Raw genomic sequence first — 24,412 nt, 5'->3', positions numbered from 1 at the left:
AACCTGGGAGTGCCGATGCCGTCCGACGAGCGACTGGTCCGGGTCGGCGACGTGGAACTGTGCGTCCAGTCCTTCGGGCGGGAGGGGCATCCGCCGATCCTGCTGATCGCCGGGAACCAGTCCTCGATGGACTGGTGGGAGGACGGGTTCTGTGAACGCCTGGCCGCCACCGGACGCTTCGTCGTGCGCTACGACAGCAGGGACACCGGGCGCTCGACCCGGTTCCCGGTGGGGGATCCGGGCTACTCCGGAGACGCGCTCGTCCACGACGCCGTCGGTGTGCTGGACGGCCTGCGCCTGCCCAGAGCCCACGTCGTGGGCATCTCCTCCGGTGGCGGCATCGCCCAGTACCTCGGAGTGCGCGACCCCGACCGGGTCGCGTCGCTGACCCTGATGTCCACCACGCCGGTGAGCCCCGGGGCGCAGCATCCGGACCTGCCGCCGCCGACCGAGGCCGTCTCGCGGTCGTTCGCCGAACCCCTGCCCGACCCCGACTGGAGCGACCGCGACGCGGTGGTGGACTACATGGTCGCTTTGGAGCGCGTCTTCGCCGGAGGCGCCCCGGTCGACCCGGACCGCATCCGGAGTGTCGTGACCCGGTCGATGGAACGCGGCGGTGACATGGCCTCGGCCGTCAACCACTGGCTGGCCGCCGCGACACCCCTGGGCGCCCGGCTCGGCGAGATCACCGCGCCCACCCTGGTGCTGCACGGCAGGCAGGACCCACTCTTCCCGTACGCGCACGCCGAAGCCCTCGCCGAGGAGATCCCCGGCGCCCGCCTGCACCCGCTCTCCGGGGTGGGCCACCAGCACCCTCCCCCTGAGCTGTGGGACGAGGTGGTCGGCGCGATCGCTGCACACACCGCCTCCGACTGAACACGGCCCGGACACACGAAAGGGCCGCCGCACCCCCTCCGGATGCGGCGGCCCCAGGCCTTCGAACGAGCTCCCCGGTTACTTCCCGGAGCCCCGTTCGATCGCTGTGCCGATCTCGCCGACGCGGTCGGCGAGCAGGCCCATCGCGCCGATGGCCCTGGTCATCGGGTCGTCGTCGGACCCGCCCAGCGCCCGGCCGCGGCGGAAGCCCTCCTTGACCTCCTGCCAGCGCCGCTCCTGTTCGGGGGTCATCACCCCGCGCAGCTCGGCGAGCTTGAGCAGGTTGGCCTCCGCGCCGGAGGTGAGGGTCTGGGCCTCGCCCAGGTAGTGGTCGTCGATGACGGCCTCCACCTCGGCGTCGTTCATGACCGGGACGATCTTCTCCGACAGCCGGTTCATGTTCCGGTACGAGCCCTGGAGCTGGAACGGCGGTTCGGTGCGGGCGTCCTCGGACTGCGCCGCCGAGGCGATGTAGGCCTGGTTGTTGGCCAGTACCACCTCCTGCACCCGCAGCATCTTCTGCAGGACCGACACGATCCGGTCCACCTCGGCCGCCGAGTACGGGTGCTTCAGGCGGTCCGTGCCGACCGAGTCGTCACCCTGGGCCATCCGCACGAACGTGTACACGTCCTCGCGGTCCCGGGTGGACAGCGGCGACAGGGTCTGATTGGAGGTGAGCGCGTTCTCGATGTAGCTGAGCGCGAACAGCTCCTCCTTGCCGGACAGCACGTCGCCCAGGTTGTACACGTCGGCACGGTTGGCCAGCATGTCCGGGATCCGGAACCGCTTGCCCTGCTCGGTGTACGGGTTACCGGCCATACAGACCGCGAACCGCTTGCCGCGCAGGTCGTAGGTGCGCGTGCGCCCCTCCCACACCCCTTCCATGCGGCGCTGGCCGTCACAGAGGGAGATGAACTTCTGCAGGAGCTCCGGGTTGGTGTGCTGGATGTCGTCCAGGTACAGCATGGTGTTGCTGCCCATCTCCAGCGCGAAGGAGATCTTCTCGATCTCCTGGCGGGAGGTGGCGTCGGGGGCCTCGGACGGGTCCAGCGAGGTGACCGCGTGGCCCAGGGCGGGCCCGTTGACCTTCACGAACACCAGACCCAGACGGCTCGCCACGTACTCCATCAGCGTGGTCTTGCCGTAACCGGGCGGGGAGATGAGCAGCAGCAGGCCGCTCTGGTCGGTGCGCTTGTCGTCTCCGGCCGCCCCCAGCTGCTTGGCGAGGTTGTCACCGATCAGCGGCAGGTACGACTCGTCCAGCAGCCGGTTGCGGACGAACCCGCTCATCACCTTCGGCTTGTACTCCTCCAATCGCAGGCGCTCGCGCTCGTTCACCACCAGTGCGTTGCGCCGGCGCTGGAAGTCCCGGTAGGCGGGCACCTCGACGGTACGGAAGTGCCGGGTGCGCGGCAGGATCTCGTCCAGCCGCACCTCCAGGGAGCGCTCGCTGATCCGCGGGTGCGAACCCAGCAGACCGGACACGCGCTCGTCCACCGCGGCCGAGGACTCGTACCGGTCCACCGCAGTCCCGGTGAGCTCGATCGCCGCCGCCTCGGGCAGGTCGCCCGGGGCGGGCGGCTCCTCCAGGGTGGTGGCGTACGCCTCCAGCCACGCCGTCACCAGCTGGTGCCGGGCGGCCACGTCACCGTCGAGCCTGCGCAGGTCCTCCTCGAAGGCCTTGCGCGTGGTCTCCCGGGTGCTGCCCAGAGCCCGGTGGAACCGGTCCAGCAGCTGGCGGGCACCGGCACCGGAGACGAACCCGCGCTCGGCGGGGGCGTCCGCGGCCAGCTCCTCGAACAGGTAGTCGCCCACCAGTTCGAGGTCGGCGTCCTGGTGCAGGCCGGTGTCGGTGAGGAAGGTGTCCACACCCTCGGCGAGCTCCGCGCGCAGACCGTCGATCGCCGCCGACCTGCGGGCCCCGAACACGCTCCGGGCCCGCGCCAGCGAGCCCGCCCGGGTCTTCCAGGCCTCCCGCTGTCCCTTCTCGGTGCCGTGCGCCCAGAACAGCTGCGCCACCGCCCTGGCCTGCCCGGGATAGCGCAGCAGACCCGCGCCGGCGCGCAGCCGCAGCAGCGCGGAGAGGATGCGGGCGGCGTCGTGGTCGTGCACGCCCCGCTCGTAGCCCTCGTCGTACCGGGACTCGGCGACCCCGCGCACCAGGGACTGCAGGGAGTCCCCGTTCTCGGCGTGCAGCTCGGCGTCGTACAGGGCGTCGAGGGTGAGGCCCTCGGCGCCCTCCTCGGCCGCGGTCAGGATCGACGTGGCCAGGTACTCGGCCCGGTACACCTGGGGGCTCTCGGAGACCAGCAGCCGGTCCCACAGGTGCTTGGTCTCCTGGAACGCCTCGTCGGTGACGGGCGCCCGGAAGTCGGTGCCGGTGATGGCCACCGACATGTGCCCGTCGTGCGGGGTGAGGGTGAGGTCGATCGGCTGGGTGTTGACCGCGAAGCGGTGCTTGCCCAGTCGGATGGTCTCCCCGCCCGCGCCGCCCTCGAACAGGTCGGTGCGGTCCTGGAGGGCCCGTCCCGCCTCCTGCCGGGCGGCCAGGATCTGGCCGTCCAGCTCCTCGGCGCGCACGGTGTCGCCGAGCTCGCGCATCTCCTCGGATGTGCGGCGCAACCGCGTCACCATCGCGTCCGAGGCGAAGTAGGTGTTGATGTCCTCCAGCGTGGTCAGTGCCGCGACCCGCCGGTGCACGCCCTCCAGGACCCGGGCGGCCGACGACGCCAGCCGGTCGGCCCGGCGGGCGCGCTCGTCCACCAGCGCCTGCTTGCGGGTGGAGAACGCCTCGTAGACGTCCTCGCGCTTGTCCGAGAGCTCGGCGAGGAAGTCGTCGAACTCCGCGAAGCGCGACTCCAGGTTCTCCAGCTGGAGCATGATCCGGCCGAGCTGCTCGTCGCAGCGGTCCGGGGTGTCCGCGGCGGCGATCGCCCCGGTGATGGCCTGCCCCAGCAGGGCGAACTCGGCGGCGAACTCGGCCCGGCCCTCCAGGGCGAGCAGCTCCTTGCGCCGCGACTCCAGCGTGGCGCGGGCCCGGTTGACCCCGGCCATCACCTCGCTGATCCGCTCCAGGATGCGGGTGCGCACCTGGGCGTCACCGATGTCGAGGGAGCCGATCACCTCGGTGACGACCTGCAGGCCCTCGGTCTGCTCGGCGATGCGCTCGCCGACCGCGGTGGCCGCGCTGACCGCCTCCAGGGCCTCGGCCTCCTCGACCAGCCGCTCCACCTCGGAGTGGTAGCCCTCGAAGGCGTCTTCCTGTTCGAGGAAGGAGACGGTGCGGCGCCCGGCGGAGGCGATCTCCTCACCGAGGCCCTCCTCCACCGCGTCGATGCGGCCGGTGTCCGCGTAGCGCATCTCGCGCAGCGTGGCCGCCTGCCCCTGGGCGCGGCGCAGTTCGGTCAGCCGGGTGACCCACCCCTCGGCCGAGCGCGGGGTCTCGCCCCGGGACCGGCGGATGAGCGCGGTGACCTTCTCCTCGGTAGCGCGCAGGTTCTCCGCGGCCTGTCGGGTGAGCTCCTGGACGGTCTCGAACTCGTCCAGGACCCTTTCGGCCGTGGCGCGCACCTCGCCGAGCGGACCGGCCAGGTCGCCCAGCTCGTCCTCGCCGAGCCAGTGGAACCGGTCCAGGACCCGGCGGCAGGAGGCGATGAGCGCCTCGAACACCTCGGTGGAGGGCCGCATGTCCTCGGCGATCCGCGCCACCGACAGGCACTCGGACACACCCTGGACCAGTTCGGCGTTGCCGATCCGCTCCAGCGGCCCGGTGCCGACCGGCTGCGCCGCCGCGTACACGTCGGACACGTACGGGGTCTGCCACACCTGCATGGGGTGCACCCGGGTGGGTTCACCGGAGGTGTCGCGGAAGACCGTCATGGTCCCGTCGTCGAACAGCGAGTAGCCGTGGCAGACGATCGGGTTGGCGACCTCCTTGCGGATGGTGTTGTACGACAGCAGCAGGCTGCGGCCGTCCGCCCGCGAGTGGAAGACGTACAGCACGTCCTCACCGTTGGGCGAGCGCACCACGCGCTCGAACTCCAGGTCGGTGACGTCGGTGTCGAAGGTCCGCGCCACCCCGGTGGACAGGTAGTAACCACCGGGGAAGATGAGCCCCTGGTCGTCGGGCAGGCGCTGGCAGGACTGGCCGATGCCGTCGAGGCGCTCGACCTCCTTGGTGCGCGTGTTGAAGACCAGGTAGCGCCACGCGGTCTCGTTGTACGGCTGGATCTTCAGCAGGATCAGCGCGCCGACCCGCGCGTGGAAGACCGACGCGTCGGCCAGGCTCTGCGTCGGCTCGTCGACGGGTTCGCTGTAGACGCCCTCGCCGACCTCGGTGTTGTTCTCCACCTTGATCGTGAGGTCGCCGCCGACGGTTTCCACGAACAGCGCGTCACGGATCGAGATGTGCGGGTGCCGCCCCTGGACGTGGTCCTCGCGGGTGGCCTCCGTCCACTCGAAGTCGTGCGCGCGCGGGAACACGTGGTCGCGTTCGCCGCGGTCGTCGAGGTAGGCGATCTCGCCGGTGGGCGAGACCGTCCACCGCAGCACCCGCACGTCCTCGGTGCGCGGGCCGGTCTGGAACACGGCGAGCAGCCGGTCCTCGACCCTGCGCAGCTGGAGCAGCCGGGCGTCGCGGTAGTAGCGGTAGAGCTGATCGAACTCCTGCCGGAACTTCTCGTCGGCGATCAGGCCGGGGACGGCGTCCGCGGCCGCGTCGGCGAACTCGAAGGAGTCGCCGCCGTGCTCGTACCGGTGCAGGGAGAACACGTCGGAGACGTGCGTCTGGCTCTGCATGCCGATGTAGACGTTGTAGCCGAAGAGGATCATGTCCCCGTCGGCGCCGTCCCCGACGGAACGCCCCACGCTGACGATGTCGCGCGGCACGCAGTTGTGCTCGGTGCGGATGCGCTCGGTACCGCGCAGGGAGAGCTCGGTGCCGCCGAACACCTCGAGACGGCGGTTGTTGAGTTCCTCGGTCCGCCGGGCCAGCTCACCGGTCTGTTCGCGGAGCCGGGCGCGGAGCACCTCGTAGGTGCCCGCGTCCAGCGACCGCGCGTCCTCGGTGTCGGGTCCGGGGCCGTCGGTCTCCTGGGACTGTGTCTCCTGGGAGTGGGCCTCGGTCACGGAGGACTACCTCACTGCTTCACGGGGGCGAGAGCGTTCACGGGAAGCTGGTCCAGGCCCATGGAACGGGCGGTGTTGAGCAGGCTGTCGAGCTTGCCCGCGTCGGGGCCGCCAGCCGCGATGAGCTTGAGTAGCAGGGCGGAGACGGTGAGGTTCTTGACGTCCTCGGTGTCGGCCTCGGCCAGGATCTTCTTGATGTCACCTGCGAAGTTGCCCTCGCCGCTCAGCCAGCCGCTGCCCAGCGCCTGCACGGTCTCGGAACCGTTGACGAAGCCGTCGACGGCCTTGCCCATGCCGATGGAGTTGACCATGCGGTCGAAGAAGGCGCCGTCGCCGCCGACGATGTTGATGTCGGCGCTCTCCAGACCGGCGGCCATGGCCGTGGCCTGGGCCTCGGCGATCTGGCGGTTGACGTCGATCCCGGCCAGGCGGACCTCCTTCTCGGCCTCCAGGCGCAGGCGGTACTCCTCGTGCTCGCGGCTGACCTCGTCCAGGGCGGCCATGGCGGCGGCCTTGTCGGTCAGACCGGCGGCCTCGGCGCGCAGCTTCTTCTCGACGGCGTCGGCCTCGACCTGGGCCTTCTCGGCGGCCACGACGGCCTCGGCGCGGCCGAGCTTCTCGATGGCCTCGGCGTCCTGCTCGCGGACCTGGACCTCGGCCAGACCGGCGGCCGCGGCCTCGGCCTGCAGACCCTCGGCCAGGCGGATCTTGGCGCGGGTGTCCAGCTCGGCGGCCTGCTGGCGGGCCTCGGCGAGCGTGAGCTCCTCCTGGGCCTTGTGCTTGGCGGCGGCCTCGGCTGCCTCGGCGGCCTTGATGTCCTTGACCAGGGCTTCCTGAGCTTCGGCCTCGGCGTGGATGATGATGGACTGGCGCTGGCGCTCGGCCTCCTCGACGGCGCGCAGCTTCTTGATCGCCTCTTCCTGCTCGGCGACGGTGCGGTCGACGGCCACGCGCTCGCGGACGACGTCGGCGACCTCGCGCTTCTCGGCCTCGACCTCCTTGTCCTTGGCGATGCGGCTCAGCTCGGTCTCGCGCTCGCGGCCGATGACCTCCAGGAGGCGGTCCTTCTCGATCCGCTCGCTCTCGATGGCGATGACGCGCTCGCGGTTCTTCTCGGCGACCGCGATCTCACGCTGCTGGTTCTGGTGCTGGACGCCGAGCTGCTCGTTGGTGCGCAGGTTGGCTGTCTCGGCCTTGAGGCGCTCCTCGGCTTGGACGCGGGCGGTCTCGGCCTCCTCCTGGGCGCGGATGATCTCGATCTCGCGCTTGGCCTTGGCGGCGGCCTCCTCGCGGCGCTTCTCCAGTTCGGCGAGGGTCTCGGCGGTCTCGGTGTTCTGGCGGTCGAGTTCCTTCTTGCGGTCGTTCTCGAACTCGTTGGTGCGCTTGTGCTCCTTGGCGGTGCGCTCCGTGATCTTCGAGATGCCCTGCGCGTCGAGGATGTTGTTGGCGTCGTGCTGGCTGAGCGGGGTCTGCTCCAGCTCGTCGATGGCGACGTCCTCGAGGATGTAGCCGTTCAGGTCGGTGCCGATCAGCGACACGATCGCCTGGCGGAACTCCTCGCGGTGGGTGAACAGCTCCTCGAAGTCGAACTGCTTGCCGACCGTCTTGAGGGCCTCGGAGAACTTGGAGTTGAAGAGCTCCTGGAGGGTGTCCTGGTCACTGGCGCGCGCGGTGCCGATCGCCTTCGCGACCTTCTTGACGTCCTCGGCGGTCTCGTTGACGCGGACGTAGAAGAACACCTTGATGTCCGCGCGGATGTTGTCCTTGCAGGTCAGGCCGTCACGGCCGCCCCGCTCCAGGGTCAGGCTCTTGAGCGAGATATCCATGACCTCGGCCTTGTGCAGGACCGGGAGGACGATGGCGCCGGTGAAGGTGACGTGGACGTCCCGGACCTTGGAGATGATCAGGGCCTTGCCCTGCTCGACCTTGCGGAACAGTCTCGTCACCATCAGCAGGAGGGCGAGGAGGACGACGATACCGACGGCGAGGGCGACGCCGACGGTGATGAAGGCCGCGTCAGCCGCCTCCTGCCCGGTGGAGGGAGCACTCAGGAACACGTAGGGGTCTCTTTCTGCGCAGTGAACGGGGTCCGCTCGGCACCGCGGCGGGGGCGGCGGGTGGAGGGTCACCGACCCGGAGGTGAGGAGCGTTCGTTGTGGGTTGTGACGCGCCCGGAGGGCGAACGGTTCCGAAACCGGACAAGATCATCCCTGCTCACCTTGGGTGAACGGGGAGGTGCTCGACCAGCGGGGATGTTTCGGCTGGAGGTGCCAAGGAATTACGGTCAGGCGGCTCTTGCCGGTCAGGCAGTGCTCGCCGGTTAGGAGGGCCCGGGGTCGAGCGCGGCGTCGAAGGCGGTCACCAGGAAGACGTCGTCGTCTGGGCTGTGGTCGAAGATCAGCGCGGTGCTGCCCAGGGGAAGGACCTCACCGCTGGTGGTGCGTACGGGGATGGAGATGGCGGCGCCGCCCGCGGTGGTGATCTCGGCCTGACCGAAGTCCTCGCGGGCCTCACCGATCCGGATCACGCAGGTGCGCCCGACCAGTTCGTGCTTGGAGTCGCCCTTGCGCTTGGGCAGGAAGCGCTGGAAGCCCATGACCACACCGCTGGTGACCGCCCACGCGGCGACCAGCGCGATCAGCAGGACCACGGCGCCGAGCGCGTACAGCAGCGGCGTGGAGGTGGTCTCGATGAGGGTGGTCAAGATGCTTCCCATCATGCTCACGAACCAGGCCACACAGATCAGCATGGTCAGTGCGACGGTCACGGGGACCCGTCCGAGCCCCGCCTTGCTGAACACCGCGCTCAGCCCGGCCGCGTCACCGTCGGCGTCCACGCTGTCCAGCATCTCGGTGTCGGCGGCGCCCACGATCACGAAGATCCAGTAGCCCAGCACGACGATGAGCATCGGCGTGAACAGGACCGTGGGGAACCCGAAGGCGGTACTCAGGAAAACACCCATCCCGCGCACCCACTCCTTCACTTCTCGCCCCGCACCGGTGCCGGAACTCTACCGAACACCCCAGTTCAGCACCTTCTCCGGGGTGCGCCCTGACCGGATGTGGCCAGGGCTGCCCGGCGCCCGGTCCGAACGGGGTCGCTAACCTGAAATGGCGGCGGGGACGGGGTTGTTCGGCCTTCTACCGCTTTGTGAGCCGTACTCATGTTCTGCCGGTGCGGAACTGGTGCCCGAGCGTTCACGCATTGTTCGAATGTGGCTTTCTGTGATTGCTGTTATGCGGAAAGAAATCTCCGCCAGGAGAGGAGGAGGCCGTGATCGGAAATGCTGAAGAAGTCCACGAAATCGTGCCCCGTCGAGTCCGCCGTCGTGAGAGTTCCGGAGACGGCCGCCTGGTCGTCCTCGATGACGATCCTGTGCAGGGTGTGGGTGGAGGTCTCCGGTAGCAGGCCGATCAGGAGCTCGGCTGCCGCCTGCGGCCCCCGGGCCAGGCGCGGACCCGGGCCGCGAAACCGGGCCACGGGGTCTACCAGTGAGGCGTAGCCCTCGACGTCCCGGCGGTTGAGGTACTCGTAGGAGAGGCGGATGTGCTCGCGCCCGATCGTCGAGGCGAGAGCGCTGACCGTGAGGTCCCGCTGTCGTTCTGCTGGGTAGCCCATGGTCGCTCCGGGGTTTGTGGGTGGCGTAGGTGCCCCCATCGTGAAACACTCGGTAATTTGCTCACTATCTGGCGGCTATCTCTCTGTCGGGGCAGGGTTGGCCGCAGCTTGGAAGGTGAAAACCGGGGGCCGGGAAAAGAGGTCTTGTGGTATATGTTTGACAACCATGGCGCGCCTATTTCGGGTGGGCATGTTTGTGAATGGGGGCCGTGATCGACGCCGTTCAGACCGCAGGAGCGGGTCGGCCTTCACCGCGTTTCCGTATCCTCGGACCGTTGGAGGTCATCGGGGATCAGGGGCCCGTTCGAGTTCCGCCCGGGCGGCAGCAGGTGGTGCTCTGCTTGCTGCTCCTGGAGATCAACCGTGTGGTGCCCACCCATCGGATCGTCGACGTCCTGTGGAGGCACGACCCGCCCGAGACGGCACGTACCCAGGTCCAGATCTGTGTCTCCCGGCTGCGCAAACTGCTCGGCCCGACGGGTGCCGTCATCGAGACCGTACCGCCCGGCTACCAGCTGATCTCAGCTCCTGAGACCGTGGACGCCCAACTCCACTCCCTCCAGGTAAAGGACGCCGCGATCCTGCTCCGCGAAGGTCGGCGGGAGGAGGCCGCGGCTCTTCTTCGAGACACCGTCGGCCTCTGGCGGGGCGCCGCACTGAGCGGGGCCGACAACATGAGCCTGGCTTCCGAAGCGGCGCACCTGGAGGAGGAGAGGGTCGACGCCACCGAGGCCTACCTCAACATCGAGCTCGAGCTGGGGCGCCACACGGAGCTGGTCTCGGAGATCAACGCGCTGGTCGAGGCCCACCCGCTCCGGGAGAACCTTCGGGCCCAGCTCATGCTCGCGCTGTACCGGTCCGGCAGACAGGCCGAGGCCCTGGAGGTCTACCGCGTCGGTCGTGACCTCCTTGTCGAGGAGCTGGGCCTGGAACCCGGCCGCCGCCTGCGCGACATGGAGAGAGCGGTACTGGCGGGCGACCCCGCACTCAGCTTCTCGGAGGAGGAGCCAGGGTCGGCCCCGCCTGCCCCGGTCACCACTCCGACCGCCGTGGAACCGACCGCCGTGGAACCGGTCGCCGAAGCAGTCCCCGTCACGGTCGCGAACGCCATCACCCCGTTCCAGCTGCCGACGGCCACAGCGGACTTCGTGGGCCGAAGGGACGTTGTCGACGCTGTCGAGTCGACCCTGGAAGACGGTGCGGGCACGGTGGGTGTGGCCGTCCTGCTGGGCCGGGCCGGGGTCGGCAAGAGCTCCACCGCCGTGCGGATCGCCCATGACCTAGCGGACCGCAGTTTCCCGGACGGGCAGTTGTACTGCGACATGCGCGGCAGCCGGGAGGTCCCCCTCGGCCCCGCCGACGTCCTGGCCCGGTTCCTGCGCGCTCTTGGTGTTCCCGGGCAGGGGATACCCGAGGACACCGATGAGCGCTCCGCCATGTACCGGGGTCTCCTGGCCGGGCGCCGACTCCTGATCCTGCTGGACGACGCCGCCGACGAGAGCCAACTGCGTCCGCTCATCCCCGGTGACGCGGGCTGCGGCGTGATCATCACGTCCAGGGCCCGGCTCACCGGTCTGCCCGGAGCCGTCCGGGTGGAGATGGGAACCCTGTCCGAGAGCACCTCCCTGGAGCTACTGGGCCGCGTTCTGGGCCCGGACCGGGTCCGCTCCGAACCCGAGGCCGCCCAAGCGCTGGTCCAGGCGGTCGGCCGTCTGCCACTGGCCCTGCGGATCGTCGCGGCCCGGTTGGCGGCCCGCCCGCACTGGCCGATGGCGGCGATGGTGGAGCGCCTCTCCGACGAGCGGCGCCGCCTGGACGAGCTGGCCCACGGTGACATGACGGTGCGCGCGAGCCTGTCTCTCACCCACGACGGTCTCGATGACCGCAGCGCCCGGGTGTTCTCCCTGTTCGGGCTGGCCGAAGGGCCGACCGTCCCGGCCTGGGCGGCGGGCGCGGTCCTCGACGACGACCGCCCCTTCCCCTCGGACATGGCCGAGCCCCTGGTAGACGCGCACATGCTCGACGTGGTGGGGGCGGACCCGGCCGGAGAGCCCGTCTACCGCTTCCACGAACTGGTCCGTGACTACGCTCGGGAAAAACTCGACCAGTGCGAGGACCCGCAGGCGCGGGCGCAGGCCCTGGAACGCCTGTTGGGCGGTTGGCTTTCCTTGCTGGAGGAGGCCAACCACCGGCTGTCGGGGGCCGAGACCTTCCAGGTGCGGGGAGAAGCCCCGCGCTGGAGCCCGCCCCGCAGGTACGTGGACCGGCTCCTGGCCGACCCCTACGTCTGGCTGGAGGCCGAACGCGCCAATCTGCGCCACGCGGTGGCCCAGGCCGCGAAGGAGGGTCTGAGCGGACTGTGCTGGGAGCTGGCAGTGGCACTGTCCGGCTTCCTGGACCGGCGCGGCTACATGGACGACCTCACGGAGGTGTACGACACGGCCATGCCGCTGATGCTGGAGAGCGGTGACCGGCTGGGCGCCGCCGCCCTCGACACGGAGGTGGGGTTCCTGCTGCGGGACCGGCACGGGCCCTCCGTACGGCAGCGTTTCACGGAGAACGCCCTGGCCGAGTTCGTCGACCTCGGCCACGAGCAGGGAGAGATGCTGGCGTTGACGCACCTGGCCTTCCGGTGCAGGGCGGAAGGGGACTACAAGGGCGCGATCGGGTACGGGGAGCGGGCACTGGAGGGCCTGGTCCGCCTCGGTAACCGGGTCGGACAGCGGCGCTGCCTCCTACTGCTGGGCTATCTGCGGGTCCTCACCGGGGAGACCGTGCGGGGCTGGGCGGAGTTGGAGGAGGCCCTGGCCCTGGCCGAAAGGATCGGTGACGTTCGGGGGCGGGCCCAGGCCTACTGGTGGATCGGCCGGTCCCACCTGCATCTGGCCGAGTACGGGTCGGCGGTGGAGAAGCTGACCACGGCCCTGGAACTGGTCCGGCGGATCAACGACCCGAATGGCGAGGCCGCCCTGCTCAAGAGCCTGGGTAAGGCGTATCTAGCCCAGGGGCAGCTGGAGAGCGGTCGCTCGACCCTGCTCCAGGCGCGCTCCCTCTACGAGGAGCTCCGGGACCAGGAGGCCCACGCCATGGTCGAGAGAATGCTGGCGGAACAGGCCTGACGGCTCAGCTGTCCTTCCAGGGGTCGCCGTTCGCCCGCTCGCACGGGCCCAGCTTGATGACGCCGCAGACACCGGTCACGACCTCGTCCACGATGCGGACCGGGGTGCCGGTCGTGGGGAGTCCGGGGAGAGCGTTCGAGGCGGCGGACTGAGTCACTGGGGCTTCAGCGGCCGCAGCGGGCGAGGCTCCGAAGAAGGAGAACGCGGCGATGGCGGCGGCAGCGGTGAGGGCCAGGCGGGGGATGTTCATCTCTGCTCCTGCGGTCTGTTCAGCCTGTCGTTCTCTGATGTCTCCAAGGTAGGAAGAGAGCCGTTCCCCGCCTTATCTCCGGGCTATTTTCTTCTTGTTCCAGCAGTTCAGGGGTGTTTTTTCAGAACTGGGCCGACCCCGAGGAGACGGATCTCCCCGGGGCCCCGCGGTGTTCGCGGTCCTCAGGGAAGCGGGTGCGGCCGCTCCGGTGAAGCCCCCGCGTACCGGGCGGTCAGGCCGGTGCGCTCCGGGGCCGACTCCAGGCGCGGACGGTTCCAGCTCCACGTGGGACGTTCGTCCATCCGGAGGTGCTGATAGCCCACCGGTATCACCTTCGTCGCGTGCCAGCCCATGTTCTGGAGCTGCTCGGGCAGCCTCGGCGTCAGGTTCACGGACACCGGGTCCCCGCCGTCAGCCAGGATGCCGGTGAGTAGGTCCTCACTGGTCACAGGGGTGGGAGGGGCAGGCCGTTCCCCGGGGACGAACCCTTCCACCCAGTCCCGGGTCGAATCGAAACCCTCGGGCGTTAGCATGTGTCGGATGCGGTCGTCCTCGTCGGTGATGGCGCCCTCCAGAGGTGTCGCGCCCAGCCCCTCACGGGAGAGCTCCAACGCGGTCCGCACCTGCCACGCCTCCTGGAAGGCACCCAACAGGGCCTCCCACGGACGGTCCGAGGCCTTCAGGCCCACCGAGGCCAGTGCACCCGGGCGCACGGGGTCCACGAGAGCGGCCACGAAGCACCACACCTGCGGGACCGCGGTGGGCAGCCTCGCCAGCTTCGGAGCCAGGCCCTCGCCTCGCGCCAGGGACCACAGTGACTTCAGCGCGGAGCGTACCGCCCCCGCCCCGGCCGTCTCGGGTGCCACCTGCCCGGGGTCGGTGTAGGAGGGGAGCCGCAGTCCGCGCTCCCAGGCCACGATGACCGCGTCGCGCTCCAGGACCTCCAGGAGCGCGGACCTCAGGGCCATCTCCGCCGAGTTCCCAGCCGCGGCCCCGGACGGCCCGGGGTCGAAGTAACGGGATTCCACGGGGTCAGCGGGCCAGTCCACCAACGGAGCCGGGATCATGACCGGTGCGGAGTCACGCAGGCGCCGACCTTCGTACCAGTGCAGTTCCGCGTTGGCGGCGGCCGGGTCGCCCAGGGCCACATCCGGATCGCGGAACCCCAGCGCGGGGTGGGGGAGGTCGGCGGCCCGGCCCCGCACGGCGCGCACACCCGGCAAGGGGTGTAGGGCGAAGCGTTCCACCGCCTCACCGCTCCCGCGTAGGAGGGCGTCGGAACGGGAGTGGCCGTGCGCGCCCACCATACGGGCGGACAGCGGGGTCTCCTCGGCGGACAGCCCAGGCGGGGCGTTGAGTTCCACCCCCGCGCACCACAGCGGGTTGTGCGGCCGGCGGGGCGGCGCTAGCGACAGCACTCGTGAGATTCCGCCGTCCGGGCTGAGCGTGCGTGTCACGTCGATCATGCCGGGTGCCCGTTCCGCTCCGGAACCAGGACGCGGTGCGCGGTCCGGTCCGCCCGCTCGACTGAGGTCGCGGACACAGCCGGGCCCGGTTGGAGGAAGGGGAGCGGATTCAGCCGTCCGCGCGCCGTCGCGTCCAGAGCCAGTAGGACCCCGGCCGACCCCGTGGCGAGGTCGGTGGAGAGGCGGTGGCTGTGGTCACCGATGAAGTCCACCCGGCCCTCCTCGACGGAGACCGCCTCCCAACCGAAGGCGGAGAGGTGGTCGTGCAACCGCGTCACTGGGACGCCGCCGAGGTTCAGGTGGTTCAGCGCCACGACCGCCCCGGAACGGCCGTTGAACAGCCCGTTCGAGATGACGAGTTGGGACTCCGTGCTGCTGCGCAGTGAGTTGAGCGCTGATTCCAGCCGCGGGTCCGCGCGGTGTCGGAGGAGCTCGTGGGCGACGATCGCCATACCGGCACCGCCCGCCAGACCGTTGGGGAAGGTGGTTCGGGGACCGCTGTCCGGGTTGGCCTTGACCAGGGTGTCGAAGTCGGCCTGGAACTCGTGGACGGCCGCCTCCAGCAGAGCCGCGTCCGCTGTGCGCTCGTACAGGCGGAGCAGGAACAGCGCGTGGCCCGAGCGACCGTGGAGGAGCCCGGGACGTTTGACTCCGGAGCCGTTCCGGCTGGTGATCACGTCGGCGATGTCCAGCGCCCTGGCCAGGCCGCTCGCGGCTCCGCCCGCTTCGGCGAAGTGGGTCAGGGTCAGACCGAGCCCGGACAGGCCCTCCAGGAGGTTGCCGCTGACACCGTCGTAGGGACCGGTCAGGGCCGATTCCAGGAACTCCTCGCCTTCGGGGCGGAAGCCGATCCGCTCCAGCGTGTACGCCACACCACTGAGCCCGGTGTAGAAACCCGGACCGACTTCGGCCAGCTGCCGTGCCCGCTCCATCAGCCAGGAGACGTGTTCCACGGGTACGGCCTGGCCGGTTTCGGAGAGGGCCCACAGGACGCCCGCGGCCCCGTAGGCGAAGGTGACCCCACCGTCCTGGTTGAGGAACTGGAAGGCGTCACCGGGGTAGAGGCGGTCCTGCCGGTCCGGGGTGGCCGCGTCCACGACGCTGGAGGCGATCCGCGCGCGCAGGCCGGGGTCGAACGGGTCGTCGGGCCACACCGGGGTGTACTCACCCGCGGGGAGGACGTGCTCTCCCATGCCGCTCTCGACGCTCCCGACGAAGTCGTCGGGGAGATCGAAGTGTCCCACCGCGAGGTCGAGGAGCTCACGGATCTTACCGGTTCCCCACGGGATGACCTGCGGTACCGGAGCGAACATCGAGAGCCTCAGGCAGGCCAGCCCGAACAGGTCCACCTCCGGACCCCGCAGATGGTCGGGCGCGTAGAAGCCCAACGCCCCCATCGACTGCCGGTAGCCCGCCTCGACGGGGGTGGCCGTCTCCATGTCGATGAAGGCGATGCTGCCGTCCTCCTTCACCAGCACGTTGCCCGGGTGGACGTCGCCGAAGACGACCCCTCGCGCGTGCATCGCGGCGATACCCGCCTCGACCTGGTCGATGATCCCCAGGGCCCATTCGGTGTAGGCGGTGCGCTCCTCGGCGGTGTTATCCCCGCCCATGAAGGGGTGCCGGGGGAAGATCGCCTGGTTGAGCGGTACCCCCTCGACGAACTCCCGGGTGAGGAAGTGGTGTTCGTGCCCGACCCGATAGTCGTACAGGGTGGGGACGCTGTCCAGGTCGGCCAGCTGTTCCAGGGCCCAGCGCTCCTGCTGCATCCGCTGCGTGGCGTCGGTGCCGGAGGTGTCCAGCCCGGCGAGCGGGCGCGCCTCCTTGAGCAGTACCTCCTCGCCGTTGCGGTTGTCACGTGCCAGGTAGACGCCGCCGCCGTTGGAGAAGTGCAGGGCCTTGTGAGCCCGGTACGGGAAGTCGCGGAGGGTTCCGGAGCTGCGCGCGGCCACGGCCTCCGCCAGGAACTCCGGCAGCTTCACCCAGGACGGCGGCCGGAACCCGGGGCGGCGCTCGTCAGGGACCAGTTTTCCCTCGGGGTCCTCGATCCCCGGAACCAGGGCACCGTGCTTGTCCCGGGCCATGCGCAGGGCGAAGCCGCCGTAGCGCACGTACAGCGGGCCGGAGCGCCAGCGCAGGTCGCTCAGGATGTACGGGCCCGCGCTACCGCCGATCCTGTCGTCCAGGTCGAGGAGTGTGCGGTGGAGCTGGTCCTCGTCGGACGGGTAGATGGTGATGAACTTCCCGCTCGCCGTCCGGTCGCCGTACTTGCTGCTGCGTCGGGAGAGCACGGCGGGCCCGTTCAGGTACTTGAACGACAGCCGGTGCTCGACGCAGTACGGCAGGACGGCGTCCAGCAGTTCGGCGGCGTTCTCCGGGGTGGCCGACACGTGGATCTTCCACCCCTGGAGGGGGAGGTCGGCGTCCGGTGGAGTGCACATGGTCCACTCGCGTCCGCGTTCAGCGGACCAGTTCGCCGCGGGCGGGGTCTCCGGAGGGCGAAAGTCGTCGGTGGTGCTCTCGGGCGCGGGCTTGTCGTAGAAGTGTGTTCCCTCGGGGCAGAAGTTGAGGTACCGGAAGTCCTGCACGGTGTTGGTCCTTGTCAGCTCGGGGTGGCAGGGGGCAGCGGAGCCGGGGCGGGGGCGACCGCGCTTCCTGCGGACGGGACGCTCAGACCGGCCGGCTAGGGCGGGGAGGGGCGTTCAGGGAAGGAAGGGTGCGAGGTAGTTGACGTAGGCGTACTCCCAGAGGGGGATGGTGCCCGCGTCCACCCGTGCGGCGCCGACCGGCTGCTCAGGGGTGCCGTCGACCGTGATGGGGTACCCCTCGGCGGGGAGCTCGGGATCCTCGGCGAAGACGACGGGGGCGAAAGCGGACAGGGGCGCCTGGACCTCCTCCGGGGCGGCGGTGTCCACCGTCGCCGAACCCGTCCGGGGCTGGAGTACGAGGCCGCCGCTGACGAGTTCCACGTCCTGGCCGGGCTCGACGGACGAGGTGTCGCTCCCCGGGAGGAAGACCAGGAGGACCTGGTCGCCGTGGGTGACATATCCACCCGAGAGACTGTGGGAGACCGGGGTGAAGAGCGCGGCCGCGCAGGCACCGGTGAAGAGCGCCGTGGCGGTGACGACCCGCAGACGGGAGGCGCCGGAGCGGCGGACTTCGCCGGCCAGTCTGTGGACCCCGCGCAACAGCAGGTACAGCATGTACACGACGGCGAGCGCCATCAGGACGAACCCGAAGAGGCCGCTGCGCTGGAGCAGATCCGTCCACAGTGCCAGGGCCGTGATGATCAGGTACACCGGGAATCCGATGCAGGCGAGGCCGAACGGTACCGACCACGGACGCGGGATCTCCCGCTCGTAGCGGCCTCCGAAGAGCGTCCTGGCGAACCAGCGCCTGGCATCGCTCATCGCGCGGTCGCGCAGGAAGGGCCGGTCCAGGTGGCTCATCAGCGCGATGTAGCCGTCCAGCTTGACGAAGGGCAGGAAGTTCAGGATCCCGGCGACGTAGCTGACCAACGCGAAGACCAGGACGCCGTTCTGGACGCCGGGCGAGGTGACGAACAGCGCCGCGATGGAGGCGCCGCCCGCGATGATCATCTGGGTCGCCACTCCGGCCATCGCCACCCGTACCCGTTGGTACCTGTGGTTGAGCCGCCAGCCGTCGGACACGTCGCAGAAGAAGGCGGGCGTCAGGTAGAAGAGCATGACCCCCATACGGCTGGGGCGACCGCCGTAATAGTTCAGGGTGGCGGCGTGCCCCATCTCGTGGAGCGAGGTCGAGATGAGGAACGCCGCGATGACACTGGCGTAGACGGCCGGGGGGAGCGGGGAGCTCAGCGCCCGGCCCAGGTCGGCTGACTGGGCGGCCAGGGCGAGCAGGCCGCCCACCGAGACCAGGAGTGCCAGGGCCGCGGTATAGCGGTTGGCCGACACCCGGATCAGCGGGTGGAGCCGGTCCATCAGGGCCGCCGGCCGAACCAGGGTGAACTGGATGGTGAGGGGCGGCACGAAGTTGATCAGGGGGGCGGCGGAGGGGGCCGCGGCGGTGCCGTCGTCGATCAGGTTCAACTTGTCGAACCGGGAGACCCCCTCGGTCACGGCGACCTCGGGCCAGCCCAGGTGGGAGGCGAGCGCGGTACTGTCACGGCTTCCGTCGAGGGCCTTGGCGAGTCGGGCGGCGTCCGCTCCCACCCGGTAGTAGTGCTTGCCCCGCTGGAGCACCCACTGGCCGCCTTCCTCAGCGGGTTCGTGGACGGTGACCCCGGGAGAGACGCGCGGCTTCTCGAGGTGGTGGGCGGACGCCGGCTCGGGGGCGATGGCCGTCATGCCACGTCCCGGGCGGCCAGGAGGCGGTTGCTCGCCAGACCGGTGACGGCCAGCCAACCGGCGATCACGGCCAGGGCGGCGGGCACAGCCAGGAGTTCGGGCTTGCCGTCGAGGTAGACCGAGCTCATCGCGATGGACATCGTGTACTTCGCCACCTCGGGGATGGCTCTGAGCAGGTAGGGCTCCAGGCCTACGGTGACCAGTGCCAACACCAGAACGGCGGCGACCTGGTTGCGGATCAGCAGCCCGAGGAAGACACCGAAGGGGGCGGCCAGTGCGGTCACTGCGAAGACGCCGAGGGCGGTCTGGTAGGCGGCGGTGGTCATCTCCGGGGTCATGCCGTTCAGCGGCATGAACAGGAAGGGCGAGGCCAGGGCCACACCTGCGGTGGCGGCACCGAGCACGACGCCCGCACCCGTTCCGACGATGGCCTTGGCCGCGAAGAGGCGGTTGCGGCCTCCGCTGAGCAGGACCGAACGGCTGATGGTTCCGCTGTTGTACTCCCGGGTGATCATCACGGCGCCCAGGATGGAGGCGAACAGATGCATCATCATCCAGGCGCGGATGACGGACTCGGTGACGGTGGCGGTCGCCTCGGCCGGCAGCGCCGAGCCGTTCTCGACCTCGGCGGAGAAGCCGTAGCTCGCACTCACCCCGAGCGCCAGGCCGCCCAGGATCACGTAGATCCAGGTCGGAGTACCGGTGAGTTTGCGCGCCTCGGCGGCGATCACGTTAAGCACTGACCTTCTCCTTCGCGTTCTCGGAACCGACGAGGGAGAAGAACTGCTCTTCCAGCCGTTCGCCCTCACCGCTGACCAGCTCGTCCAGCGGCCCCGCGTACCGGAGTGACTTCTGGATGACCACGACGTCGTCGACGGTCTGCTCGACCTCGGCCAGCAGGTGGCTGGAGATCAGGATGGTTCTGCCCTCGCCGGCCAGGCCGCGCAGGAAGTTGCGCAGCCAGAGGATGCCGTCGGGGTCCAGGCCGTTGACGGGTTCGTCCAGGACCAGGAACTCGGGGTCGGCTAGCAGGGCGCCCGCGATCGTGTGGCGCTGACGCATGCCCGTGGAGTAGTCCTTGACCCTGCGGTCGGAACGGTCGGCCAGACCCACCAGCTCCAGCACCTCGTCCACACGCCGCTTGGGCAGTCCGAGCATCTTCGCCCAGACCAGGAGCTCCTTGCGGCCGCGCATCTCGGGGATGGAGTTCACTCCGTCCATGCCCACACCCACGCGGTGCGCGGCCCGGGGGAGCTGGTCGTAGGGAAGGCCGAAGACGGTGGCGGCGCCCTCGGTCGGCTTCGCCAGACCGAGCAGCATCTTCAGGGAGGTGGTCTTGCCGGCGCCGTTGCGCCCCAGGAGACCGGTGATTTTCCCCGGGCGTACGTCGAAGCTGATGTCGTCGACGGCCGTGTTGGAGCCGAACCGTTTGCTCACGGATCGGAAACTGGCCGGGAGCGTGTTGCTCATCGGTTCACCGCCTGGTGGTCGAAGTGGACGGTCATCGTGTCTCCTTTGGAGGGGGAGGGTCGGCCCGACCGGCCCCTCGGGCCCCGGCTGAGCCGGGGGTGCGAGGGGACCGGGCGGGCGGAATCACATGCTGGGCATGGGGGACGGCTGTGACCGTCCTTGGTGTGCTGTCGGGGTCAGGTGATGGCGACGGAGGTGGCCACGCTGGCGCTGATGGCGACGCCGACGGACACGCCGGTCCAGAAGCCGGGGGCCTCCATGGCCTCCAGTTCCTGCATCTCCAGCTCCAGCTCGGGGTTGACGGCCGACTGCGCGGTGGTGCTCTGCTCGTTCGTCATGCGCTTCCTCTTTCTGTGTGGGGTTGTTTCTGCGTGCGGACTCTGCGCGGTCGGGGTCAGGTGATGGCGACGGAGGTGGCCACGCTGGCGCTGATGGCGACGCCGACGGACACGCCGGTCCAGAAGCCGGGGGCCTCCATGGCTTCCAGTTCCTGCATCTCCAGCTCCAGCTCGGGGTTGACGGCCGACTGCGCGGTGGTGCTCTGCTCGTTCGTCATGCGCTTCCTCTTTCCTGTTTCCTGCCGAGTGGTGAAGTGGGGGGTGAGGGGGTGCGGGATCAGGTGATGCTCCAGGCGACGGAGACGATGCTGATGCCGACGCTGACACCGCTGACCGTGGCCCAACCGGGGGCCTCCATGGCCTCCAGCTCCTGCATCTCCAGCTCCAGGGCCGGGGCCAGTTCGGTGGACTTGGTCTCGTTCTCGAAGGACTCGCTCATGGTGTTCTCGTTTCTCTTGGGTGATCGGTTGTTTTCCCTACCGCTTCGCCAGGCTCGGGGCCGGGGAAGCGGAAGTCATGGGGGGGCACGGGCCGACCGGGCGGGGACTTTTCGTCCGAGACCGCCTCGGTGAGCAGTTCGCGCACCTCGTGGGTGTACAGGCCGCCGAGCATCGGGAGCCCGGCTCCCCAGGCGCGCATCACACGGGTGACGGTGGCGTCCACCTGGGCGGGTGTGGCGTTGATCCGCCGGTCGACCCGCCAGGAGTCGACCAGCTCCGCGATCCCGCGCACCGGGTCGGAGGGCAGCCGGGGGGCCTGGCCGCGCATGTACCCCCAGATCCGGTCCAACCGCCGGGCATCGCCCAGTCGGCTGTCACCGTCGGCGATCCGGCGCCACAAAGCGGGCCAGATCGCCGCGATTGAGTGCATCTTGGACAGGCCGAGCTCTGACGAGAGCTCGTTGCCGAGCAGCCAACCCTTGACGGAGTAGGGGTCGCGCCCCAGGTTGGTCGGACCGGCCTGGGACTGCCCGCTCAGTTCGGCCACCCGTATCCGGGTGGAGGGGTCGATAGGCAGGCCGTCGGCGCGCATCCGGCTGATTCGGTCGCCCGCGCGGACCAGCCTGGCGGCCAGGTCCTCCGTGAGGGCGTCCGGCCCGGGCCGGACGGTGAGGTCCCCTACGTAGGGGCTCACCGTGCGGAAGAGCGCTTCGAGCACGCCTTCCGATACCAGGCGCGGGGGCAGCGTCCGTGTGGCTTCGGGGTCCAGGATCGCGGCCACCGGGCGGAGGCACGGACCGGTGACGAGCCGCTTCCCCCCCGCGTGGGCCACACAGGCCACCGTGCTCAGCTCGCTTCCGGTTCCCAGCGTGGTCGGTACGGCGATGACCCGTACGGACGCGCCCATGTGTGGAGGCAGGGCCACCATGCCGCTGCGTTGGGGAGCCGATACCCGGGCCAGGGCCTCGGGAGAGGACCTGAACAGCACCGCCAGCTTGGCCTGGTCCAGGACCGAACCGCCGCCTACGCCGACGATCAGTTCTTCCTCGTCCAGCCCTTCGGCCAGGGCCAGGATCGAGTCCCGGCTTCCCGGGCCGGACAGGGACAGAGCCTTCTGCCTCTTGCCCGCGGCTTCGATCTGGGCGAGTACGGCGGCCAGGATCGGCTGGCCGGACACGGCCGGGTCGTGGAGCACGGTCACTCGGTGCGCGGCGTCGCGGCGCAACCAGGCGGCTAGGTGGCCGACACCGGGCATCGGGGCCGGCGGGGCCGTGAACTCGGCGCTCATACCGTCACCGACTCGAAGGCGTTGGAGACCAGGGCCTCGTGGTGGGTGATGATCCCGCGCCGAACGCAGTGCAGGAGTTCGGCCAGGTCCGCCTCGTCGTAGGTCAGAGCGGGGATGAGCTGGACCCCGCCCGGACCCGGGTGCACGATGGCTCCCGCAGTACGGATCGCCGCGACCAGGGACGCGACCTGATCGGGAGCGAGCGCGCATCCGTCAGGTCCGACGACCTCGACCGTGCGGAAGCAACCCACTCCGGTGACACCTGTCGCCTGGGGGACCTCCGCGACCAGTGCGTCCAGCCCGGCCGCCAGGGATTCACCCAGCGCCTGACCTGCCGCGACCGCGTCCAGCCGACGCATTTCACCGATGGTCGCCGAGATCGCCGCGCAGGGGACAGGGCTCCCGCCCTGGGTCTCCGCGTGTCCCAGCACGGCGTCGTGCTCGGCGAAGGTGTCCGCCACACGACGGGAGGCGATCACGGCCGAGGCCGGGCAGGTGCCGTTGGTCAGGCCCTTGGAGGTGAGGAGCAGATCTGGCTGTTCGGGCCAGCGCTGGGAGGCGAAGAAGGTCCCGGTCCGACCGAAACCCGTGGCCACCTCGTCCGCTATGAGGAGGAAGCCGTGCTCGGCACGCAGACGCAGCAGTTCGGCGACGTACTCCTCGCTGAGCGGGACCGTTCCCGTCCCCAGAACCGGCTCGACCACGACGGCGGCGATCTGACTGGCGCTGCGGGACATCAGAGTGTTCAGCTCGGTGATCTCGTTGGGTGACACGTGCCTGATCAGCCGCTGGTCCACGCCGTAGACACGTTGTCCCAGGTCCTCTCCGGTGAGGGCGAAACCCCCGAAGGTCAGGCCGTGGAAGCTGCCGCGCATACTGACCACCAGATTGCGGCGGGGACGGCCGATCAGGACGTGGTAGTGGCGGGCCACCTTCAGGGCCACGTCGTTGGCCGCGCCTCCGGAAGAGGAGAACAGCACTCGGGAGTAGTGGTCGGGACCGGTGACCTCGACCAGGTCTTCGGCGGCCCGGCGGGCATAGGAGTTTTCGTATCGAAAGGCACTGAGGTAGGAGGCGTCTCGGGCCGCCTCGGCGATCGCGTCCGCGATGGCGGTGTTGCCGTAGCCGAGGTTGGTGTTCCACAGACCGCTCGAACCGTCGAGCAGTTCACGTCCGTCCGCGAACCGGATCCGGTGTCCGCCGGCCGAGACGGAGCACAGTTTGTCGTCGCCGTGCGCGCTCGGCGGCATCAGGTAGGGCCAGAGCGCCTGGGGGGTCTCGCTCATCGCGTGGTCTCCGCTTCGATCAGGGTGACTCGGTGCCTTTGTCCGGGCTCTGTCAGCAGGTGGCGTTCCAGGACGGTGAAGCCCGCGGAGGTGAGTTCGGTGGTCAAGAGTTCGGCTCCCACCACACCCACGCGTCCCGTGCACACCTGGACCGGGCCCTGGGGCAGTTCAGCGGGCATGATGGTCACGGTGCGGTGGTCGGCGCCCACGGGCCAGTGGTCGTGTACGCGGTAGCGGATTCCGCTGGCGCCTATCGCCTCCGTCACGGCCTCGTCGGGTCCCTCACCGCGATCCAGGCAGGAGACCAGCAGCCGCCCGCCGGGTGCGAGGTGTTCGGCCACGCTTCGGTAGAGGCCGGTACGTGAACCCGGGGTGAGCAGCGAGACCGATGTGGTGCCCAGTACCACCGAGGTGAACTCGGTTCCGAGACGGAAGTCGGCCATGTCCCCGTGGACCACCGAGCACCGTTCCCGCAGTCGGGCGGGTGCCTGTGCGAGCCGGTCGGTGAGCAGGAGGAGCATGTCCTGGGACAGGTCCAGGGCGGTGACGCTGCGGCCCAGGGCCAGCAGCGGCAGGGTGATGCGTCCCGAACCCGCGGCCAGGTCCAGTACGGGTCCAGGACGGTTCCGGACCAGGCGGACCAGCTCGCGCACCTCACCGGTATCCCCGGCTGACAGGTCGTGGTAGACATCGGCGCCGTCGGGGCCGTAGATGTCGCTGAGGCGGGCGCGTTCTCCCAGCTCGGCGATAGTGCGTCCGGCCAGGCCCGGTGACGGCGGGACTGAGGGGGCAAGGGCGGCGGTCAT

General features: G+C 69.9%; 18 protein-coding genes. 2 read left to right on the top strand and 16 right to left on the bottom strand.

Going from position 1 to position 24,412, the window contains the following annotated elements:
• Window positions 1-15 precede the first annotated feature (15 nt).
• Entirely contained in the window at window positions 16-876 is an 861-nt protein-coding gene (locus HNR07_RS22875) for an alpha/beta fold hydrolase (RefSeq protein WP_184366735.1), read from the top strand.
• A gap of 78 nt (window positions 877-954) precedes the next feature.
• Here the strand turns inward: HNR07_RS22875 and HNR07_RS22870 are convergent, their stop codons facing one another.
• The 4 genes from HNR07_RS22870 to HNR07_RS22855 all read right to left on the bottom strand — a co-directional run bounded on the left by HNR07_RS22870 (window position 955) and on the right by HNR07_RS22855 (window position 9,621).
• A complete protein-coding gene (locus HNR07_RS22870; RefSeq protein WP_184366734.1) occupies window positions 955-6,003 on the bottom strand; it encodes a DNA repair ATPase in 5,049 nt (1,682 codons plus the stop codon).
• A gap of 11 nt (window positions 6,004-6,014) precedes the next feature.
• Window positions 6,015-8,060 carry a flotillin family protein gene (locus HNR07_RS22865; RefSeq protein ID WP_184366733.1) on the bottom strand — a complete coding sequence of 682 codons (2,046 nt, stop codon included), beginning with the start codon at window positions 8,058-8,060 and terminating at the stop codon, window positions 6,015-6,017.
• A gap of 263 nt (window positions 8,061-8,323) precedes the next feature.
• Window positions 8,324-8,965 (bottom strand): OB-fold-containig protein, encoded by a 642-nt coding sequence (locus tag HNR07_RS22860; protein WP_184366732.1) that lies wholly within the window; start codon window positions 8,963-8,965, stop codon window positions 8,324-8,326.
• A 272-nt stretch (window positions 8,966-9,237) separates the two neighbouring features.
• Entirely contained in the window at window positions 9,238-9,621 is a 384-nt protein-coding gene (locus HNR07_RS22855; protein WP_184366731.1) for a nuclear transport factor 2 family protein, read from the bottom strand.
• Window positions 9,622-9,896: 275 nt separating this feature from the next.
• Here HNR07_RS22855 and HNR07_RS22850 point away from each other — a divergent pair, with 275 nt between their 5' ends.
• Window positions 9,897-12,740, top strand: a complete 2,844-nt coding sequence (locus HNR07_RS22850) for an AfsR/SARP family transcriptional regulator (RefSeq protein ID WP_246420459.1) — start codon at window positions 9,897-9,899, stop codon at window positions 12,738-12,740.
• A 4-nt stretch (window positions 12,741-12,744) separates the two neighbouring features.
• Here the strand turns inward: HNR07_RS22850 and HNR07_RS22845 are convergent, their stop codons facing one another.
• The 12 genes from HNR07_RS22845 to mpaM all read right to left on the bottom strand — a co-directional run bounded on the left by HNR07_RS22845 (window position 12,745) and on the right by mpaM (window position 24,412).
• Window positions 12,745-12,990 carry a hypothetical protein gene (locus HNR07_RS22845; RefSeq protein WP_184366729.1) on the bottom strand — a complete coding sequence of 82 codons (246 nt, stop codon included), beginning with the start codon at window positions 12,988-12,990 and terminating at the stop codon, window positions 12,745-12,747.
• Window positions 12,991-13,172: 182 nt separating this feature from the next.
• Window positions 13,173-14,456 (bottom strand): YcaO-like family protein, encoded by a 1,284-nt coding sequence (locus tag HNR07_RS22840; protein WP_184366728.1) that lies wholly within the window; start codon window positions 14,454-14,456, stop codon window positions 13,173-13,175.
• Window positions 14,453-17,044, bottom strand: a complete 2,592-nt coding sequence (gene lanKC, locus HNR07_RS22835; RefSeq protein ID WP_184366727.1) for a class III lanthionine synthetase LanKC — start codon at window positions 17,042-17,044, stop codon at window positions 14,453-14,455. Before lanKC ends, HNR07_RS22840 begins: the two co-directional genes overlap by 4 nt.
• Window positions 17,045-17,158: 114 nt before the next feature.
• Window positions 17,159-18,784: a daptide biosynthesis intramembrane metalloprotease gene (gene mpaP, locus HNR07_RS22830; protein ID WP_184366726.1), complete on the bottom strand. Its 1,626-nt coding sequence runs from the start codon at window positions 18,782-18,784 to the stop codon at window positions 17,159-17,161.
• Window positions 18,781-19,524 carry an ABC transporter permease gene (locus tag HNR07_RS22825; protein ID WP_184366725.1) on the bottom strand — a complete coding sequence of 248 codons (744 nt, stop codon included), beginning with the start codon at window positions 19,522-19,524 and terminating at the stop codon, window positions 18,781-18,783. The genes mpaP and HNR07_RS22825 overlap by 4 nt, the downstream gene beginning before the upstream one ends.
• Window positions 19,517-20,254: an ABC transporter ATP-binding protein gene (locus HNR07_RS22820; RefSeq protein ID WP_184366724.1), complete on the bottom strand. Its 738-nt coding sequence runs from the start codon at window positions 20,252-20,254 to the stop codon at window positions 19,517-19,519. The genes HNR07_RS22825 and HNR07_RS22820 overlap by 8 nt, the downstream gene beginning before the upstream one ends.
• Window positions 20,255-20,430: 176 nt before the next feature.
• Complete coding sequence (locus HNR07_RS22815) at window positions 20,431-20,592, bottom strand: daptide-type RiPP (protein ID WP_184366723.1); 162 nt, start codon at window positions 20,590-20,592, stop codon at window positions 20,431-20,433.
• Window positions 20,593-20,648: 56 nt separating this feature from the next.
• Window positions 20,649-20,810, bottom strand: coding sequence for a daptide-type RiPP (locus HNR07_RS22810; RefSeq protein WP_184366723.1), 162 nt, complete (start codon window positions 20,808-20,810; stop codon window positions 20,649-20,651).
• A gap of 59 nt (window positions 20,811-20,869) precedes the next feature.
• Window positions 20,870-21,031: a daptide-type RiPP gene (locus HNR07_RS22805; RefSeq protein ID WP_184366722.1), complete on the bottom strand. Its 162-nt coding sequence runs from the start codon at window positions 21,029-21,031 to the stop codon at window positions 20,870-20,872.
• Complete coding sequence (gene mpaC / locus HNR07_RS22800; RefSeq protein ID WP_184366721.1) at window positions 21,028-22,320, bottom strand: daptide-type RiPP biosynthesis dehydogenase; 1,293 nt, start codon at window positions 22,318-22,320, stop codon at window positions 21,028-21,030. The genes HNR07_RS22805 and mpaC overlap by 4 nt, the downstream gene beginning before the upstream one ends.
• Window positions 22,317-23,606, bottom strand: a complete 1,290-nt coding sequence (mpaD, locus tag HNR07_RS22795) for a daptide-type RiPP biosynthesis aminotransferase (protein ID WP_184366720.1) — start codon at window positions 23,604-23,606, stop codon at window positions 22,317-22,319. The genes mpaC and mpaD overlap by 4 nt, the downstream gene beginning before the upstream one ends.
• Complete coding sequence (gene mpaM / locus HNR07_RS22790) at window positions 23,603-24,412, bottom strand: daptide-type RiPP biosynthesis methyltransferase (protein WP_184366719.1); 810 nt, start codon at window positions 24,410-24,412, stop codon at window positions 23,603-23,605. The genes mpaD and mpaM overlap by 4 nt, the downstream gene beginning before the upstream one ends.

The organism is Nocardiopsis metallicus (genome assembly GCF_014201115.1).
Classification (GTDB): domain Bacteria; phylum Actinomycetota; class Actinomycetes; order Streptosporangiales; family Streptosporangiaceae; genus Nocardiopsis; species Nocardiopsis metallicus.
This window is presented reverse-complemented; position numbering and strand designations above follow the sequence as displayed.

Coding starts and splice junctions, on each gene's coding strand:
- HNR07_RS22875 (WP_184366735.1), top strand. CDS start 16: ATGCCGTCCGACGAGCGACTGGTCCGGGTCGGCGACGTGGAACTGTGC.
- HNR07_RS22860 (WP_184366732.1), bottom strand. CDS start 8,965: ATGGGTGTTTTCCTGAGTACCGCCTTCGGGTTCCCCACGGTCCTGTTC.
- HNR07_RS22855 (WP_184366731.1), bottom strand. CDS start 9,621: ATGGGCTACCCAGCAGAACGACAGCGGGACCTCACGGTCAGCGCTCTC.
- HNR07_RS22845 (WP_184366729.1), bottom strand. CDS start 12,990: ATGAACATCCCCCGCCTGGCCCTCACCGCTGCCGCCGCCATCGCCGCG.
- HNR07_RS22840 (WP_184366728.1), bottom strand. CDS start 14,456: ATGATCGACGTGACACGCACGCTCAGCCCGGACGGCGGAATCTCACGA.
- mpaP (WP_184366726.1), bottom strand. CDS start 18,784: ATGACGGCCATCGCCCCCGAGCCGGCGTCCGCCCACCACCTCGAGAAG.
- HNR07_RS22820 (WP_184366724.1), bottom strand. CDS start 20,254: ATGAGCAACACGCTCCCGGCCAGTTTCCGATCCGTGAGCAAACGGTTC.
- HNR07_RS22815 (WP_184366723.1), bottom strand. CDS start 20,592: ATGACGAACGAGCAGAGCACCACCGCGCAGTCGGCCGTCAACCCCGAG.
- HNR07_RS22810 (WP_184366723.1), bottom strand. CDS start 20,810: ATGACGAACGAGCAGAGCACCACCGCGCAGTCGGCCGTCAACCCCGAG.
- HNR07_RS22805 (WP_184366722.1), bottom strand. CDS start 21,031: ATGAGCGAGTCCTTCGAGAACGAGACCAAGTCCACCGAACTGGCCCCG.
- mpaC (WP_184366721.1), bottom strand. CDS start 22,320: ATGAGCGCCGAGTTCACGGCCCCGCCGGCCCCGATGCCCGGTGTCGGC.
- mpaD (WP_184366720.1), bottom strand. CDS start 23,606: ATGAGCGAGACCCCCCAGGCGCTCTGGCCCTACCTGATGCCGCCGAGC.
- mpaM (WP_184366719.1), bottom strand. CDS start 24,412: ATGACCGCCGCCCTTGCCCCCTCAGTCCCGCCGTCACCGGGCCTGGCC.